At 70.0% G+C, this 15567-nt stretch carries 15 protein-coding genes; 10 read left to right on the top strand and 5 right to left on the bottom strand.

Annotation, left to right across the window (positions count from 1 at the left end):
• Nucleotides 1-5: 5 nt before the first annotated feature.
• Nucleotides 6-473 (bottom strand): MarR family transcriptional regulator, encoded by a 468-nt coding sequence (locus tag LOZ83_RS13510; RefSeq protein ID WP_236790871.1) that lies wholly within the window; start codon nucleotides 471-473, stop codon nucleotides 6-8.
• A 42-nt stretch (nucleotides 474-515) separates the two neighbouring features.
• Between LOZ83_RS13510 and LOZ83_RS13505 the strand changes: the two genes are divergently transcribed.
• The 7 genes from LOZ83_RS13505 to LOZ83_RS13475 are packed head-to-tail and all read left to right on the top strand — an operon-like array spanning nucleotide 516 to nucleotide 6824.
• A complete protein-coding gene (locus LOZ83_RS13505; RefSeq protein WP_236790870.1) occupies nucleotides 516-1535 on the top strand; it encodes an Ldh family oxidoreductase in 1020 nt (339 codons plus the stop codon).
• A gap of 47 nt (nucleotides 1536-1582) precedes the next feature.
• Nucleotides 1583-2608 (top strand): LLM class flavin-dependent oxidoreductase, encoded by a 1026-nt coding sequence (locus LOZ83_RS13500; protein WP_236792074.1) that lies wholly within the window; start codon nucleotides 1583-1585, stop codon nucleotides 2606-2608.
• Nucleotides 2609-2610: 2 nt separating this feature from the next.
• Nucleotides 2611-4221 (top strand): AMP-binding protein, encoded by a 1611-nt coding sequence (locus tag LOZ83_RS13495; RefSeq protein WP_236790869.1) that lies wholly within the window; start codon nucleotides 2611-2613, stop codon nucleotides 4219-4221.
• On the top strand, nucleotides 4218-5189 hold the full coding sequence (locus LOZ83_RS13490; protein WP_236790868.1) for a pyruvate carboxyltransferase: 972 nt from the start codon (nucleotides 4218-4220) through the stop codon (nucleotides 5187-5189). The genes LOZ83_RS13495 and LOZ83_RS13490 overlap by 4 nt, the downstream gene beginning before the upstream one ends.
• Nucleotides 5186-5722 (top strand): type II 3-dehydroquinate dehydratase, encoded by a 537-nt coding sequence (locus LOZ83_RS13485; protein WP_236790867.1) that lies wholly within the window; start codon nucleotides 5186-5188, stop codon nucleotides 5720-5722. The genes LOZ83_RS13490 and LOZ83_RS13485 overlap by 4 nt, the downstream gene beginning before the upstream one ends.
• Nucleotides 5723-5726: 4 nt before the next feature.
• Nucleotides 5727-6140: a carboxymuconolactone decarboxylase family protein gene (locus LOZ83_RS13480; RefSeq protein ID WP_236790866.1), complete on the top strand. Its 414-nt coding sequence runs from the start codon at nucleotides 5727-5729 to the stop codon at nucleotides 6138-6140.
• A gap of 36 nt (nucleotides 6141-6176) precedes the next feature.
• Complete coding sequence (locus LOZ83_RS13475) at nucleotides 6177-6824, top strand: GntR family transcriptional regulator (RefSeq protein WP_236790865.1); 648 nt, start codon at nucleotides 6177-6179, stop codon at nucleotides 6822-6824.
• Here LOZ83_RS13475 and LOZ83_RS13470 read toward each other — a convergent pair.
• Together LOZ83_RS13470 and LOZ83_RS13465 are read right to left on the bottom strand one after the other, a co-directional pair.
• The gene (locus LOZ83_RS13470) at nucleotides 6821-7693 is read right to left on the bottom strand and encodes a CoA ester lyase (protein WP_236790864.1); all 873 of its coding nucleotides are present in this window, start codon (nucleotides 7691-7693) and stop codon (nucleotides 6821-6823) included. The genes LOZ83_RS13475 and LOZ83_RS13470 overlap by 4 nt on opposite strands.
• On the bottom strand, nucleotides 7693-8883 hold the full coding sequence (locus tag LOZ83_RS13465; RefSeq protein WP_236790863.1) for a CaiB/BaiF CoA-transferase family protein: 1191 nt from the start codon (nucleotides 8881-8883) through the stop codon (nucleotides 7693-7695). Before LOZ83_RS13465 ends, LOZ83_RS13470 begins: the two co-directional genes overlap by 1 nt.
• Nucleotides 8884-9032: 149 nt before the next feature.
• On the opposite strand from LOZ83_RS13465, the gene LOZ83_RS13460 reads away from it, so the two are divergent.
• The 3 genes from LOZ83_RS13460 to LOZ83_RS13450 all read left to right on the top strand — a co-directional run bounded on the left by LOZ83_RS13460 (nucleotide 9033) and on the right by LOZ83_RS13450 (nucleotide 12978).
• Nucleotides 9033-9986 (top strand): LLM class flavin-dependent oxidoreductase, encoded by a 954-nt coding sequence (locus LOZ83_RS13460; protein WP_236790862.1) that lies wholly within the window; start codon nucleotides 9033-9035, stop codon nucleotides 9984-9986.
• Between the two features lie 10 nt (nucleotides 9987-9996).
• Nucleotides 9997-11214, top strand: a complete 1218-nt coding sequence (locus LOZ83_RS13455) for a CdaR family transcriptional regulator (RefSeq protein ID WP_236790861.1) — start codon at nucleotides 9997-9999, stop codon at nucleotides 11212-11214.
• 93 nt (nucleotides 11215-11307) lie between these two features.
• Nucleotides 11308-12978, top strand: coding sequence for a DUF885 family protein (locus tag LOZ83_RS13450; RefSeq protein WP_236790860.1), 1671 nt, complete (start codon nucleotides 11308-11310; stop codon nucleotides 12976-12978).
• A gap of 30 nt (nucleotides 12979-13008) precedes the next feature.
• Here LOZ83_RS13450 and LOZ83_RS13445 read toward each other — a convergent pair whose 3' ends face one another.
• A complete protein-coding gene (locus LOZ83_RS13445) occupies nucleotides 13009-13410 on the bottom strand; it encodes a hypothetical protein (RefSeq protein ID WP_236790859.1) in 402 nt (133 codons plus the stop codon).
• Nucleotides 13407-15503 (bottom strand): prolyl oligopeptidase family serine peptidase, encoded by a 2097-nt coding sequence (locus LOZ83_RS13440; protein WP_236790858.1) that lies wholly within the window; start codon nucleotides 15501-15503, stop codon nucleotides 13407-13409. The genes LOZ83_RS13445 and LOZ83_RS13440 overlap by 4 nt, the downstream gene beginning before the upstream one ends.
• Between the last annotated feature and the right edge of the window lie 64 nt (nucleotides 15504-15567).

Raw genomic sequence — 15567 nt, 5'->3', positions numbered from 1 at the left:
GTCGTTCAGTGCCGGTTCGCTTGGCGCGCATGCTTGATCTCGGCCTCGACCGCGACGGCGCATCGCCGGAGGGTGGCGACCAGTTCGGGGAACTGGCCGGGATCGAGCATGCCGCCGAGGGTCGACTCGATCTTGTCGACCTCGGCCGCCATCTCACCGAGGCTGGCCCGGCCCGCGGGGGTCAGGGCCAGCGAGATGGCTCGGTCGCTCTCCGGGTGCGGGCTCCGGTCCACCCATTCCCGGCGCTCCAGTTCGGCGACGATCCTGGTCATCGTCTGGGGCTTCACGAAGCAGCGCCGGGACAGCTGGGCCAGCGACAGATTGGGTTGCCGCTCCAGGATCTTGAGTGCGGCGTAACCCGACAGCGTCATCCGCCACGGTTTGAGTCGCATCGCCCCGATGTTCGCCACCGCACGTTCGAGGCGGACGACCGCATCGGTGAGGTAGTCCGACTGGCCCGCAGCAATATCCACGCCCCAAGCTTAGACAGCATCCTTACACCTGGAGGTTCTGACATGCCTGGTTCGACCACCACCTCCGCGGCGACGGTCAGCCTGACCCTCGGCGACGCCCTCCGCATCGTGACCGAGGCGCTGGTCGCCGTCGGCTACACCGCAGATGAGGCCGCGATCATCGCGGACCACCTGATGGACTGCGAGCTGCGCGGACTGTCCTATGCCGGGCTGGCCCGCGCCGTGTCGATCATCGAGCGGATCCGCGCCACCGCGCCACCGCAGCCGATCCGGGTCGAGCGGGAGACCCCGGTGTCGGCGGCGCTGGACGGTGGGGACCAGGTCGGCTACCTCGTCGCGGTCCGCGCGATGGAGCTCGGCCTGGAGAAGGCGCGGGCCCAGGGCATGGCCGTGGTCAGCGCCCGCCAGACTTGGTACACGGGGATGTTCTCGTACTACCTCGAGCGCGTCATCGACGCCGGGTTCGTCGGCATGATCGCGGGCAGTGGCCCCGCCCTCGTCGCGCCGTACGGCGGCACCGAATCCCGGTTCAGCACCAACCCGATCGCGTTCGGGTTCCCGACCGCCGGCGGCCCGCTGATCTGGGACATCGGCACCTCGTCCATCACGCACGCCGAGGTCACCCTGGCGGCGCGGCTCGGCGAGCCGCTGCCCGAGGGGAGGGCTTACGACCCCGAGGGCCGGCCGACCACCGACGCCGCCGCAGCCCTGCAAGGCGCCTTCACTGTGTGGGGTGGGCACAAGGGTTCCGGGCTCGCCCTCGTCGTCCACTTGCTGGGCATGCTCTCCGGCGCTTCGGCGACCCCGGTCGGCGCCTCCGACTGCGGGTTCCTGGCCGTCATCGTCGACCCGTCGACGCTCGGTGACGCGGCCGATTTCCGCGCCAGGGCGGCCGATTTCGCCCAATCCGTCCGCGCGACCCGTCCCGTCGAGGGCGGAGGGGCGGTCCGGGTTCCCTTCGACCGCTCGGCGGCCCTGCGGGAGGAGACCCTCCGTCGCGGAACGATCGAGGTCACCGCGCCCGTGGTGGAGATCCTCCGGCAGATCACACTGGGGAAATAGCCAGCATGCTTATATGATGCAAGCATACTGATAGAGGAGAGTGAGTGATGGTCGACTTCTTCACGGGGCTCCAGCCGCTCGAACCGGGCGAGACCGAGACCGCCCGGCTCGCCGAGCGGGTGCGTGAGCTCGACGCATCGGAGGCGATCGATCGGGTGCTCGTGGGGTACTCGTCGATCTGGCCGCACAACCACGCGACCGCGCCCTACATGCTGGCGATGACCGAGAAGTTCTCGCCGATCGTGGCCCACCGCCCCGGCGTGATGGCCCCGACCGCGGCGGCCCGGTACTTCGCCACCCTGGATGTGCTGGCACGCGGGCGATTGGCGATCAACGTCGTGGTGGGGGGCTCGGACAAGGACCTGCACCGCGAGAGCGACCACACCCCGAAATCGGAGCGCTACGAGCGCGCGATCGAGTACCTGGATCTCGTCCGCCGGACCTGGACCGAGCCGACGTCGTTCGATCACGAGGGCCGCTTCTACTCCGCGGAGAGCGTCAAGATCCTGACCCGCCCGGTCCAGGGCCAGGTCCCGATCTTCATGGGCGGCGAGAGTGACGCCGCCGTGGACTTCGGTGCCCGGCACGCCGACCTCTACATGCTCTGGGGGGAGCCGTTCGCCGGCACGCGAGAGCGCATCTCGCGGGTACGGGCCGCCGCGGACGGCTACGGCCGGCCGATGGACTTCTCGCTGAGCCTGCGGCTGTTCATCGGGGACACCGAGGACGAGGCGTGGGCGAAGGCCCGCGCGGTCGAGCAGCAGATCGCCGCGGCCCAGGGCGACCACACCTTCCTGCGCTCCTCGGCGACCGACAACTCCGTCGGGCGGCAGCGGGCGTTGGCGCTGACCGACGAGGAGCTCCACGACACCTGTTTCTGGACCGGGCTGACCAAGCTGCTGGGTGGGTTCGCCAACTCCCAGGCGCTGGTCGGGACCGAGGAGCAGATCCTGGACACCCTCGGCACCTACCACGAACTGGGGATCGGCACCTTCCTTGTCACGACGGGGGCCGAGGCCGCCTGGGATCCTGGCCTGGAGAACTTCCTGTTGCGCGCCAAGAAGGAGCTTTGACCGTGCTCGACCTGCAATCGCTGGGCGGCGGCACGGTCGGCGGACTGCTCGCCGACCGTGCCGGCCGCACCCCCGGCAAACCGGCCCTGGTGTTCGAAGACGAGCAGCTCAGTTACGCCGAACTGGACGCGTCGGCGTCCGCGGTGGCACGGGGTCTGCTCGGCCTCGGAGCGGCCCCCGGCACGTCGGTCGGGGTGTTCCTGCCCAACCGCGTCGAGGTCCTCGTCGCCTTCTTCGGGATCGCCCGCGCGGGCCTCGTCGAGGTCCCGGTGAACACCGCCTACAAGGGTGCCTTCCTCGAACACGCGCTCGGCCACACCGATGTGCAGGTCCTGCTCACCGAGCCCGGGCTGCTCGACCTGGTCGCCGCGCTGCCGGAACGACCCCACGCGCTGCGGACGATCGTGCTGCTGGCCGACACGGTCCCGGCCGGTGTGTCGCTGCCCGGTGTCGAGATCCTCACCTGGCAAGCCATGCTCGCCCGGGGCGATGAGTCGACGTCGTTCCCCGAGGTCGGCCTGGACGACCCGGTGGGCATCATGCTGACCTCTGGGACCACCGGCCGCAGCAAGGGCGCGGTCTACCCGACGCTGATGCCCGTGGTCGCCGCGCACGAGTTCGCGGTGGCCATGGAGACCACTGCGGACGAACGGCTCTACACCTGTCTGCCGCTGTTCCACGGGGCCGCGAAGTTCAACATTTCCTTGCACGCCATCGTCGCGGGCGCCACCATCGTGCTCGGCCGGCGGTTCAGTGCGAGCCGGTTCTGGGACGAGATCCGCCGCCACGAGGTCAGCCAGTTCAACGCCCTCGGTTCGGTCCTGCCGATGCTGCTCGCCCAGCCGCCGTCGGACCGCGACCGGGACCATCCCGCCCACAAGGTCTTCGCCGCGCCCGCCCCGGCCCCGGTGCTGACCGCGGTCGAGGAACGCTTCGGGGTGCACGTCGTGGAGGGCTACGGCCTGACCGAGATCAAGACGATCGTCTGGAACCCCATCCAGCGGCGCAAGATCGGCTCCATGGGCGTCCCGTCCGCCACGACCATCCTGGAGGTGCACGACGACCTGGGCTTCCCGGTCGCACCCGGGCAGGTCGGGGAGATCGTGTACCGGCCCCGCGTCCCGCACATCATGCTGTCCGGGTACTACCACCAGCCCGAGGCCACCCTGGAGAACTCCCGCGACCTGTGGTGGCACACCGGAGACCTCGGCTTCACCGACGAGGACGGCTACTTCTACTTCGTCGACCGCAAGAAGGACGCGCTGCGCCGCCGCGGCGAGAACGTGTCGTCCCAGGAGGTCGAGGCCGTCCTGCTGGCCCATCCCGCCGTGGCCGAGGCCGCCGCGATCGGGGTCGCCTCCGATCTCGGCGAGCAGGAGGTGATGGCCGTCATCCAGGTCGCCGAGGGCGCCGAACTCGACCTGAAGGATCTCTTCGCACACTGCGACCGGGCCATGCCGTACTTCATGGTGCCTCGCTACTACCGCCTCGTCGGAGAGTTTCCCGCGACCCCCACCGGCAAGATCCGTAAGGCGGTGCTGCGGGAGGCCGGGCTCACCGATGACGCGTGGGACGCCGAAGCCGCGGGCCTGACCCCGACCCGGCACCGATGAGCGGCCCGGCCGTCCGGCTGCGCGAGATCGCGCCGCGGCTCACTTTCCAGGCGCACCAGGTGCCGACCGAGGTGAAGATCGAGCTCGTGCAACGGCTCGTCCGGGCCGGGATCCGGGACTTCGAGCTGTCCTCGTTCGTGCGTCCCGATCTCATCCCGGGCCTGGCCGACGCCGCCGAGGTGTTCGCCGCGGTGCGCGCGGCTCCCGGTCTGACCCTGGGCTGTTGTATCGGGAACGAGCGGGGCCTGCGCGCCGCTGCCGCCGCCGGTGCGGACTCCGCCACTTTCCTGCTCTCGGCCGACGACGCCTTTGCCAGGGCCAACATCGGGCGCAGCACCGCCGACTCGCTCGTCGTGCTGGAGCGCTTGGCAGCCGTCGCCGCGGAGCTGGGGATCGCCCTGGGCACCTACGTCATCTTCGCGTGGGGCGGCCCCACCGGGCCCGCGCGCGGCCCGGCGGAGCTCGAGCCGCTGGCCCGCCGGCTCGTCGACATCGGCATCAGCGAGTGGGTCCTGGCTGACTCCGTCGGCTACGCCGCCCCGCCCCAGATCCGCGAGCTGGTCGACGCCGCGGCCCGCCATGTGCCCCTCGGGTCGCTGACCGTCCAGGTCCACGACAACCGGGGGCTCGGCGTGGCGAACGTCCTCGAACTCGCCGCCCTCGGCGTCGGCACCATCGACGTCTCGCTCGCCGGCAGCGGTGGCCATCCCGCGATGCCGGGCCAGCGCGGTGGCGGGGTGTGCACCGAGGACGCCGCCCAGGCCCTCGAACTCGCCGGCTACGACACCGGAACCGACCTCGCCGCCCTTGTCGACACGGCCAACTGGCTCGACGGCGCCGGGGTGCCCGGCCTGGGCTTCGTCCGGCACGTCGGCCCCGTGCCCGATACGGCGCGGGCACCGGACGCACTGACCTTCTCCTGGACCACCAGCACGAACACGACACACGAAAGCGAGCCAGCACAGTGACAACGACGCCATCTGCCATCGAAGGACTCCGCACGAGCGACCAGCGCTACACCATCGCCGTGATCGACGGCCCCAACGTCTCCAATCTCGCTCGGCGGAACAAGCGGATGTACGGCCCCAATGTCTCCGCGGAAGGGCTCGGCGAATTCGCCCAGGCCTGGGGCGCCCGGCTCGGCGTCGTGGTGGAGCGGTTCATGTCGAACCACGAGGGCGACATCCTGGAGTACATCCACGAGTCGAGCGACCGGGTCGACGGTTACGTCGTCAACCCGGCGGGGCTGACCACGTCCAGTCACGCGGTCCCGTTCGCCCTCTACGACACCGGCAAGCCGGTGATCGAGGTGCATTTCGCCAACATCAGGGCCTCCGCCGCGACCGCGCGCGGCCCGGTCTACGGCGCGGGCGAGTCCACTTTCACGCCGTTCGTGTCCGGTCAGTTCATGGGCATGCGCGAGTACAGCTACGCGGGTGCTTTGCTGTCCCTGGTGCTCGCCCTGGACGACGAGACCTTCTTCGGCGCCAAGGCGGAGTAGGTCGATGAGCACGGAGACCACCTCCGGTCCCTCGGCCGAGGACGTCCTCGCCACGATCCGCGCGGATCGTGGCCACATGCCCGAAGCGTTCGACGTCGCCGCTCGCTTCGATCCGCAGGCACTACTGGACTTCCACGCCAGCTATCAGCACGCGATGGGGCCCGGCACCTCGCTGTCGGAGCCGGTGCGTCAGCTCGTCCTGCTCGCCTTGGACGCGGCCGACCACTTCCACGGCGGTTGCCGCTTCCACATGCTCGAAGCGCTCCGGGCCGGTGTGGAGCCCGCGCAGATCGTGGAGACACTCCGGCTCACCGGACTGACCGCGGGTTACCACGTGCCCCTCGTCGCCTATCCCTTGCTCGCCGAGGCACTGGCGGAGTACGAGGCGGAGAAGGCGCACAACACGACCGGCGGTTAGGGCACCGGGTAGGCGGGTCGTCGATAATGGTGTGCGATGAGCGCACGCACACGGGCGGCCGAAGCGATCCGGTTCGGCATCCTGACCGGCAAGTACCCCCCGGGATCCCGGCTGGGTGAGGACATCATCGCCGAGGAGATCGGGACCAGCAGGACCCCCGTCCGCGAAGCGCTGCATTCGCTGAGCGTGGAGGGCCTGGTCACGCTGGTCCCGCACCGCGGCGCGGTGGTGACGGATTGGGGGCCCGAAGAGTACGACGATCTGCTCCGGATCCGGGCCATGGTGGAAGGAGCCGCCGCCCGCTTCGCCGCGACCCGGGCCGACGCGGCCGACATCGCCGAGCTGACCCGGATCGTCGACGAGATGTCCCGCCCGGACTGCACCCGTGAGGACACCATCCGGCTGGGCGGTGAGTTCAACACCGCCCTCCAGACCGCCGCCCGGTCCCCGCGGCTGGCCAGTATCGCGGAGCACCTCGGGAAGGCGACCTGGATCGTCCACCTCTTCGACCGCTATTCCGACGACGACATCCACTACAGCGTCCTGCAGCACCGGGAGATCGTGGAGGCGGTCCGCGCCCGGGATCCCGAGTGGGCGGAGGCGGCCCGCAGCTCCAACATCCTGCGCTCGCGGCGGTTCTACCCGGGCTCGCCCGTCTCCGAGGCCGACGACACTCGCGGCTAGTGGTTGCGCGCCAGCAACCGCTTGGCCGCGAGGTAGCCGGGGTAGTCGACGAATTCCCCCTCGAAGCGCATCGCCGCCTTACCGGTCGCGATCGAGGCCTCGAACTCCTCGACCAGCCGGGTCGCGCGCGACAGGGCCTGGTGGTCGGCGAGCGGGTAGGACGCGTTGACCGGTCCGACCTGAGGTGGATGCACGACGACCCGCCCGCCGAACCCGAGGGCGTGGCTGCGCGCGGAGTCGGCGGCCAGCCCGTCGGGGTCCGCCAGCGTCAGATAGGGCCCGTCGACCGGACGGGCGAGGCCGGCGGCGGCGGAGGCCATGACGATCAGGGACTTCGCGGTCAGCATCGCCTCGCCCATCGCGACCGGGATGCCGGCCTCGAGGGCGAAGTCACCCAGCCCGAACGCCAGCCGCGGCACCCGGGCGGGGGCAGCCTTGACCAGCTCGGCGACGGACAGCACGGCGCTCACCCGCTCGATCAGGGGCACCAGCGCCACCGAACCCGGTGCGAGACCGGCCCGCTCCTCGCATTCGCCGAGGTGCCGGTCGACCGTGGCGAGGTCCTCGGGTGTGGTCACCTTCGGCACGACGACGAAGTCCAGGCCCGCCGAGACCACCGCTGCGATGTCGTCTAGGGCCAACCCGGTGTCCAGGCCGTTACTGCGGACACCGGCGTGGGCGTGCACGATTCCGGCGAGCGCCTTCCGGGCGAGCCCGCGCGCACCGGCCTTCTCGTGGGGCGGCACGGCGTCTTCGAGGTCGAGGACCACGGCGTCCGCGCCGAAGTCGTCGACCCGCGCGGTCTTGCGCGCGTCATGGGCGGGACAGAACAGAAAGCTCCGGCTCTCGGCCAGGACGGGAGCGGCCATCAGATGACGCCGCTCTCGCGGAGGGCGGCCAGCTGGTCGGCCGGGAAACCCAGCAGGTCACCGTAGATCTCGTCGGTGTCGTGGCCGTGGCTCACGCCGAGCCGGCGCACCGATCCCGGTGTCTCGGAGAACCGCGGCATCACGTTCTGGACCGAGATCATCTCACCGTCGTCGTCCGGCACCCGCACGAACAGCTCCCGGTCCCGGAAGTGCGGGTCCTCGGCGACGGTTGCGGCGTCGTAGATCTGGCCGATCGGGGCGTCGGCCGCCCGGAAGGTCGCGAGCACCTCCTCGACCTCGTGGGCACCGATCCAATCCGCGAGTGCCTGGTGGATCTCGTCGCTGCGCTCGACCCGTCCCGGGTTGGTCGCGAACGCCGGATCATCGGCCCAGTCGTCCCGGCCGATCGCGCGCAGGGCCCGCAGGGCGGTCGCGTTGCTCGATCCCGACAGTGCGACCCAGGTGTCCTTCGTCGCCGTGCGGTAGGCGCCACGCGGCGAGGAATCCCCCAGCCGGCTGCCCGTCCGCTGCCGCACCGTGCCGAGGTGCCGGTACTCCATGTTCACGATCTCGATCAGGCGCATGATCGGCTCGTAGAGGTTGTTGTCGATCCACTGCCCCCGCCCGGTTTCGTTGCGGTGCCGCAGCGCCGCGAGCACACCGACGGCGCCCATGTAGGCGGCCAGGCCGTCGGCGAGCGGGAACTGGGGGAGTTGCGGTGGGCCATCGGCTTCGCCGGTGATGAACGCGTAGCCGCTCATGGCCTCGGCGAGCGTCCCGAAGCCGGGAAACTGGCGGTACGGGCCGGACTGCCCGAAGGCGCTGGTCCGCAGGAGGATCAGCCGGGGATTGACCGCCTGGATGCCGGGCCAGGTGATGCCCCACTTCTCGAGCGTGCCCGGCCGGAAGTTCTCGACCAGGATGTCCGTCCGCTCGATGAGGGCGTCGAGGACCGGCCGGCCCTCGGGCCGGGAGAGGTCGAGTGTCACGCACCGCTTGTTCCGGGCGATCGACCGCCAGTACAGCGACTTGCCCCGGTACTGCGGGCCGTAGCCCCGGGCGGCGTCCGGGATCCGCGGATGTTCGATCTTGATCACCTCGGCACCGAGGTCGCCGAGCAACGTCGCCGTGATCGGGCCGGCGGCGAGGTTGCCCATGTCGAGCACCCGCACTCCGTCGAGCGGACCCATCGTTCCTCCATTTCGTACACAATCTTTCGCGGATTCGACTAGCTATCGCGCATCGACGTGGGCCATTGTTGCCCCGGCCACAGTCGATCGTATACGGTCACTCATGGTTTGGTGTAGTCATCACTTCGAGCCGCGGACGGAGTTCAACCATGGGCGTGGCGCTCGGGATCCAGATCAGCGGGCAGTATCCCGACGGATTGCCCGATCACCGCTACTACGGCGATGCCGCCCGTGGCGCCGAGGCATTGGGGTACGACTCGATCTGGGTGGGCGAGCACCTCTCGTTCCACAACCCGACCCTCGAGATCTTCACCGCGCTGAGCTACTTCGCGGCGTGCACGCAGCGGGTGCGGCTCGGGGCGGGCGTGCTGCTGCTGCCGCTGCGCCACCCGAGCATGGTCGCGAAGCAGGCCAACTCACTGCAGACGCTTTCCGACGGCCGTCTCGTGCTCGGCATCGGAGTCGGGGGCGAGGGCGTCAAGGACTTCGAGGCCTGTGGCGTCGACATCACCGAGCGAGGGCGGCGGACCGACGACGCGCTGGCCGCGATGGAGGCGGTGTGGTCGGGTCCCGAAGCCAGCCACCACGGTCCCTACTTCGATTTCCACGACATCACGATCGAGCCGGTTCCGACCGCGGCGACCCGGACGCCGGTGTGGATCGGCGGTCGGTCGGCGGCGGCGTTGCGGCGAACCGCCCGGTTCGGACAGGGCTGGCTCGGCGGCTTCTGCTCACCGGAGCGGTATGCACGCTCGGCGGCCGAGATCGCGCGGCAGTGTGAAGCCATCGACCGCGACCCGGCGACGGTCGTCCGGGGTCACGTGATCTCCGCCTGTGTGGCGGACTCGACGGGGGAGGGGCGCCGAATGGCCCGCGACCATCTCACCCGCCGCTACGGCCAGGACTTCCCCGAGCACGTGATCGAACGGTACTGCCTGGCCGGCGATGGGGACTCGATCCGGGAGCGCGCGCAGGAGTACTTCGACGCGGGGGTCGAGCACCTGGTGTTCCAGATCGTCACGCCGGCGTCCGAGCTGCCGGCCCAGGCGACGGCACTCATGGAGGCCGTCGATCCGCTCAGGTCCGGCCGTACACGGTGGTAGCGTCGCGGCAATGTCCGACGGTGATCTGCAGTCCATAGTGGACGAGCTGGCCGAACGCCTGCGCCGCTCGGTAGCCATCGACGACCCGTCGATCCGCCTTCTCGCGGCCAGCCGTCACTTCGGCGACGAGGACGCGACGCGGGTCAGTTCCGTACTCAACCGGGCCGTCGAGCCCGAGATCACCGACAGCATCCTCGCGCTGGGCATCGCCCAGTGGGCCGCGCCCGGCATCGTCGACGTCGAGGCGGTCAAGCCGAGACTGTGCGCGCCGGTGCGGTGCAACGGCATGCTGCTGGGCTACCTGTGGCTCATCGACGAGGACGGGGTGTTCACCGCGGCCGAGCTGACCGCCGCGGCGGAGGCCGCGGCCGCCGCCGGTGCCCTGCTCTACCGCAGGCTGCTGCTGCACGAACGGTCCAAAGCCCGGCACGAAGGCATCCTGCGCGAACTCGTGTCGTCCGACGGCGTCATGCGCGCGCAGGCGATCGAGGACCTGCGGGCCGAGCAGTTGTTCGGTGAGGACCGCGCCCACTTCACCGTCCTCGCCGTGCAGTGCCGCAGGGCCGGGACGACCGCGCCGCACGAGGTCGAGTTCGAGGCGGCCATCGAGGACGGCGTGCGCACGGTGACCGACGACGTGGCGCTGATGGTGGCCAATCGGTCACGGGGCTGGATTCTGCTCATCCAACGGCAACCGCCGGCCCGGATGCTGGTCGACGCGGTGACCGAGCGGATCACCAGCCGGTTCCAGCGGCTCACCGGCCGCGACTCCCGTCCCGTCTTCGGCCTCGGCGGCACGGTCACCAAACTCGACGCCGTGCACGGGTCCCACCAGCAGGCGTTCCTGGCCGCACGCGCCGCGCTGCTGCTGCCCAGCATCGGCGACCTGGCCCGCTGGGGCGAACTGGGACCCTACGAGCTGCTGCTGAAGCTGCCGGTGGACGACCTGCTCGGCGCCGCACAGATACCGGCGCTGTCGGCCATCGAACTGGAGGACCCCCATCACGTCCTGCTCGACACGCTGACCGAGTTCTTCGATCACGGCGGCAACGTCCGGCGCACCGCCGACTCGCTGCACATCCATCGGGCCACGCTGTACCAGCGGCTCAAACGGGTCGAGCAGATCACGGGGTACAGCTTCGACAACGGCGACGACCGGCTCATGCTGCACCTGGGCCTCAAACTGCGGGCCATCGCGTCCGCCTACCGCGACCAGCTCGGCGACTGAACGGTGACCCGCGACGAACGTGCGGTGTCGAGGGCGAAGGACGCGACTGTTGTCGATTCCGGGCCGGCCGCGCGCGGCGATAGGTTCGCCGGCATGGCGCAACCGAGTGATCCTGCCGACCTCCTGGCCGACGAGCTGTGGGCGTACCTGCGGCGCACCGAACCGCATTTCGCGCTGCGCGCGGGCGATCCGGTCACCCGGCTGCCCCGCGGCACCCAGGAGGAGGCGAGCGAAGCCGCCGCATTGGGCCGGCGGCTCTTGGCCGAACTCGACCCAGTGTCCGATGTGGACACCTCGACCGCCGCCGTGGTGCGCGAGCTGGCCGGCCAGTTGGCCAGCAGCGACGAGGACTACTGGTGGAGCTTTCCGGTCGCGCCCTATCAGAGCTACACCTGGACCATGGCCGGCCAGCAGGTGTTCCGCCCGTTCATCTTCGCCACCGGCGACGACGCGCGGCGCTACCTGTCCCTGGCCGGCGACTTCACGCACGCCGTCAAGGCCGTGCGGACCAAGCTCGCCGGCCAGGCCGAACGGGGCATCGAACTGCCGCGCCCGGCCTTGCCCGGCTTCCTGGCCACCGTGCGTGCTCATCGCGGCGCCGCCCCGGAGTTCCTGCGGCCCGCCGAGTCCCGCTTGACCGCTCTCGATGCCGCGGCTCGCGGCGCGCTGGTCGACGGCGTGGACCGGTTCATTGACGACGAGTTGCTGCCCGCGTTCGACGCCGTGCTGGCGTACCTGGATGGACCGGGTGCGCAGGGGGCGGTCGAGGGCATCGGGCTCGGCCAGTACCCGGGTGGCGCCGAGGCCTACCGCAGGCTCGTGCGCCAGTACGCCACCTACCCGATCGAGCCCGCTGACGTGCACGAACTCGGTCTTGCCCAGGTCGAACAGCTGACCGAGCAGCTGGCCGAGATCCGCCGCGAGGTGGGCTTCGACGGCGACGAAACCGCCTACCGGGCCCGCCTCGAAGCCGACCCGCGCTTCCACGCCCCCGACCCCGAGCACGTCGCCGCCACCTATCGCCGGCACATCGCCGCCATCGAACCGCTGCTCGACCAGTGGTTCCGGGTCCGGCCGCGGGCACCCTTCGGCGTCCAGCGGCTCGACCCGGAACTGGAAGCGGGCATGACCTTCGGCTACTACGAGCCGCCCATCGCGACCAACCCGGTCGGCCGCTACCGGTTCAACGGCTCCGGCCTGGCCGACCGCGCGCAGATCTCGGCCGCGGCGCTGATCTTCCACGAGCTGGTGCCCGGCCACCACTTCCACCTGGCGCGACAGGCCGAGGACGCCACCCTGCACCCGCTGCAGGCGCAGGGCACGGCGGAGTCTTTCGGCGCCTACAGCGAGGGCTGGGCCGAGTACGCGGCCTCACTCGGTTTCGAAATGGGGCTCTACACCGATCCGTGGGACCGCTATGGCGCCTGCCTGCACCAACGGTTCGTCGCCCAGCGGCTGGTCGTGGACACCGGGCTCAATTTGCTGGGCTGGTCCGAGGACAAGGCCCGCGCGTACATGGCGTCGATGACCATGGAGTCGCCGACCCAGGTGGCGTCGGAGATCCTGCGCTACAGCACCGACCTGCCCGCTCAGGCGCTGTCGTACCGGCTGGGTTCGGAGAAGTTCTGGCAACTGCGCCGGGCGGCCGAACGCGCATTGGGGGAGCGGTTCGACGTCCGCGAGTTCCACGAGGCCGTGCTCGGCCACGGTGCCCTTCCGCTCATCGCCGTCGAGCGCAATGTGGATGCCTACCTGAACCACTGAGCTGCTTCTGCGCAGCCTGTGCTCCGGGAATCAGACTTCCGGAAAAACGGTCGGTATCGTTGCTGCTTTATGCGCGGCCGAAAAGGCCTCGGCGACGATTTCGGTCACTGACGGATCGCCGCGCACTTCGAGGATCGGTTCGGTGACCTGTTCGCCATTCCGGGCCGCCCGGCTGTATCGAATCGTCGCCGCCCACTCGGAAACAAAAGTCGCATCAGCATGTGCCGGCGGTTCCAGCGAGAACGACGCACCCTGCTCCCGGTCGAATCGCATGGTCCAATACACGGTGCCATCCGGCCCGTCGAGCAGCTCGTAAGTGAGCGAATAGTCACGGTCCAGCCGGGCACAGGCGGAAGCCACTTCAGCCGACTCGCCGAGCAGTTCGTTCATCCGGTCGATATGCTCCCGGGACATGAAGATCAGCTCGGTCATCGTTCCTCTCGTTTACCAGCGATGAAGTCGGCGGGAGCCATGCCCAGGCGGCGCATCAGGAAGGCGAGCCAGTGAGTGGTGTGGGTGATGCCTTCGGACCTGCTGGCGGACATGCCGTGCCCGGCACGATCCCAGACGCGCAGCAATACCGGTTCCGTCGCTCCGGCGGTGGCCTGCATTCGCGCGATGAACTTGCGCATCTGTCCGGGCGGGCACGCTAGGTCGTCATTGCCGGCGTGGACATAGAGTGCCGGGTAGCGCACGTCGTCCTTGACGAGCTGATACGCCGACATCCCGGCGAGGCGGGCGATGTCGTCCGGATCGTCGAGGTCGCCGTATTCCGCGTTGATGGCGAACCGGCCGTAGGGATGACGGTTGCTTCCGATGATGTCGAGGATCGGGCATTGGGGAACCACCGCCGCCCACAGGTCCGGGCGCTGGGTGAACGCCGCCCCGGCCATGATCCCGCCGTTGCTCCAGCCGGTGACCGCGAGCCGCTCGGATGTCGTCACGCCGGTCGCGACGAGGTGTTCGGCGATCGCGTAGACGTCGTCGAAGCTGTTCTGCTTGTTCTTGACGCGCCCGGCGTTGCCCCAGTCGGAACCGAGGTCGTTCCCGCCGCGCTGGTGGGAAATGACGAGCGCGCCGCCGGCCGCGACGAATGCCGCGACCGGGCCGGGGAACTGTGCCGGCCAGGCGGCACCGCCGCCGCCGTACGCGCTGATGAGCGTCGGGAGCGGCCGGGTTCCGTCCGCACCGCCGGGCAGGACGAGGTGATAGGGCACTATGGTCCCGTCCGCGGACTCCGCCCAGCGGAGTGAGACCGTCGCGCCTGGCAGGCGCACGCGCGGCGCTCGCAGGGTGTCCACCTGCCCCGAGCCCAGGCGATAGCGGTACAGCCCGGGCGACGAGGTGGGGGTGGAGAACACGAACACGAACTCGTCGGGGTGGCCGTCGGGCGCCACGGCGGCGGTCGGGGATATCTCGAGCGGCAGCGCGCCCCGGCCGGGAAGCGGCACCTCCTCCAGTTCCCGCCCGTCACGGTCGAAGACCCAGGCGCGCGCTTCGGTGTCGATCGATCCGGTCACCACCAGCCGGCCGCCGATCAGCCGGATCTGGCTGAGCACGCGATCGGATTCCGGAACCAGTTCCCGCCAGGTCGCCGGGTCCGAAGGAGCCGGCCCGTCGAACGGGATCGCGACGATCCGTCCCCGCGGCGCGTCGTGGTTGGTGATCGCGACGTAGCGATCACCGTCGATGGTGCCCAGGACCGTCGAGTCGAGCCCCCGGACGAACGGCCGCCACTCTCGTTCCGGCAGGTCGCACACATACTGGGGGAGCGGGTAGACGGCGGTCACGACGGCGTGCCTGCCGTCCGCGGCCACCTGGACGGTCGGTGCGTGGATGATGTCGACCGGCTCGGGTTCGGTGGCGGGCTCGCCGCCCAAAGCATGAAAGAACGCACGGAAGGTGAACGCCTCCGAGGCCATGTCGCCTGCCGTGTAGAAGAACCCGGAGCTGTCCGGGAGCCACTGCGGGGTGACCAGGGGGCCCAGTACCGGATGGGGTATCCGGTCGGGCAGTCGTTCGCAGGTTTCCGTGTCTGCCAACCAGATCTCACCGAATTCGGTGCCGTCCTCGCAGACGCCGAAGGCGACGACCTTGCCGTCCGGGGAGGGGGCGAGCCACGAGATCTGCCGGGCTCCGTCGTGGTTGGGGTCGTAGAGCACCCGGCCGGGACCGGCCGGGGTGTCGGCGACCACGAGGACGGCACGTTCGGGGTAGTCCGGCTCGGGAATCCGGTCGAGGCGGAACCAGCGGCCGCCGGCGAATCGCGGCCCGGGTTCGACCATCCAGTTGGCCGAGCCGGTGCCGTCCGCGACGCACTCGCCGACCGTGGCGTGGAGCGCGGCCAGGTGTGGCCATTCCCCGACGAACGTGTCCGTGAGGGTGTTCTGCGCCTGCTGCCACGCTTGTGTTTCGCCGGATTCGTCTTCGAGCCATCGATAGGGATCGGGGAAGCTGACACCCATGACGGTGTCCTGTGCGTCGACGGTTCTAGCCGCTGGGTAGTTCAGCTGCTCACCGGTCATCGTTTCCGCCTTTCCCCGCCGTTGGAGCGTGTCGCCACTCTGCCTCGGCGCCACCCCGATAGCG

Origin of the sequence: Amycolatopsis sp. GM8 (assembly GCF_021653975.1) — a bacterium.
GTDB lineage: Bacteria > Actinomycetota > Actinomycetes > Mycobacteriales > Pseudonocardiaceae > Amycolatopsis_E.
This window is presented reverse-complemented; position numbering and strand designations above follow the sequence as displayed.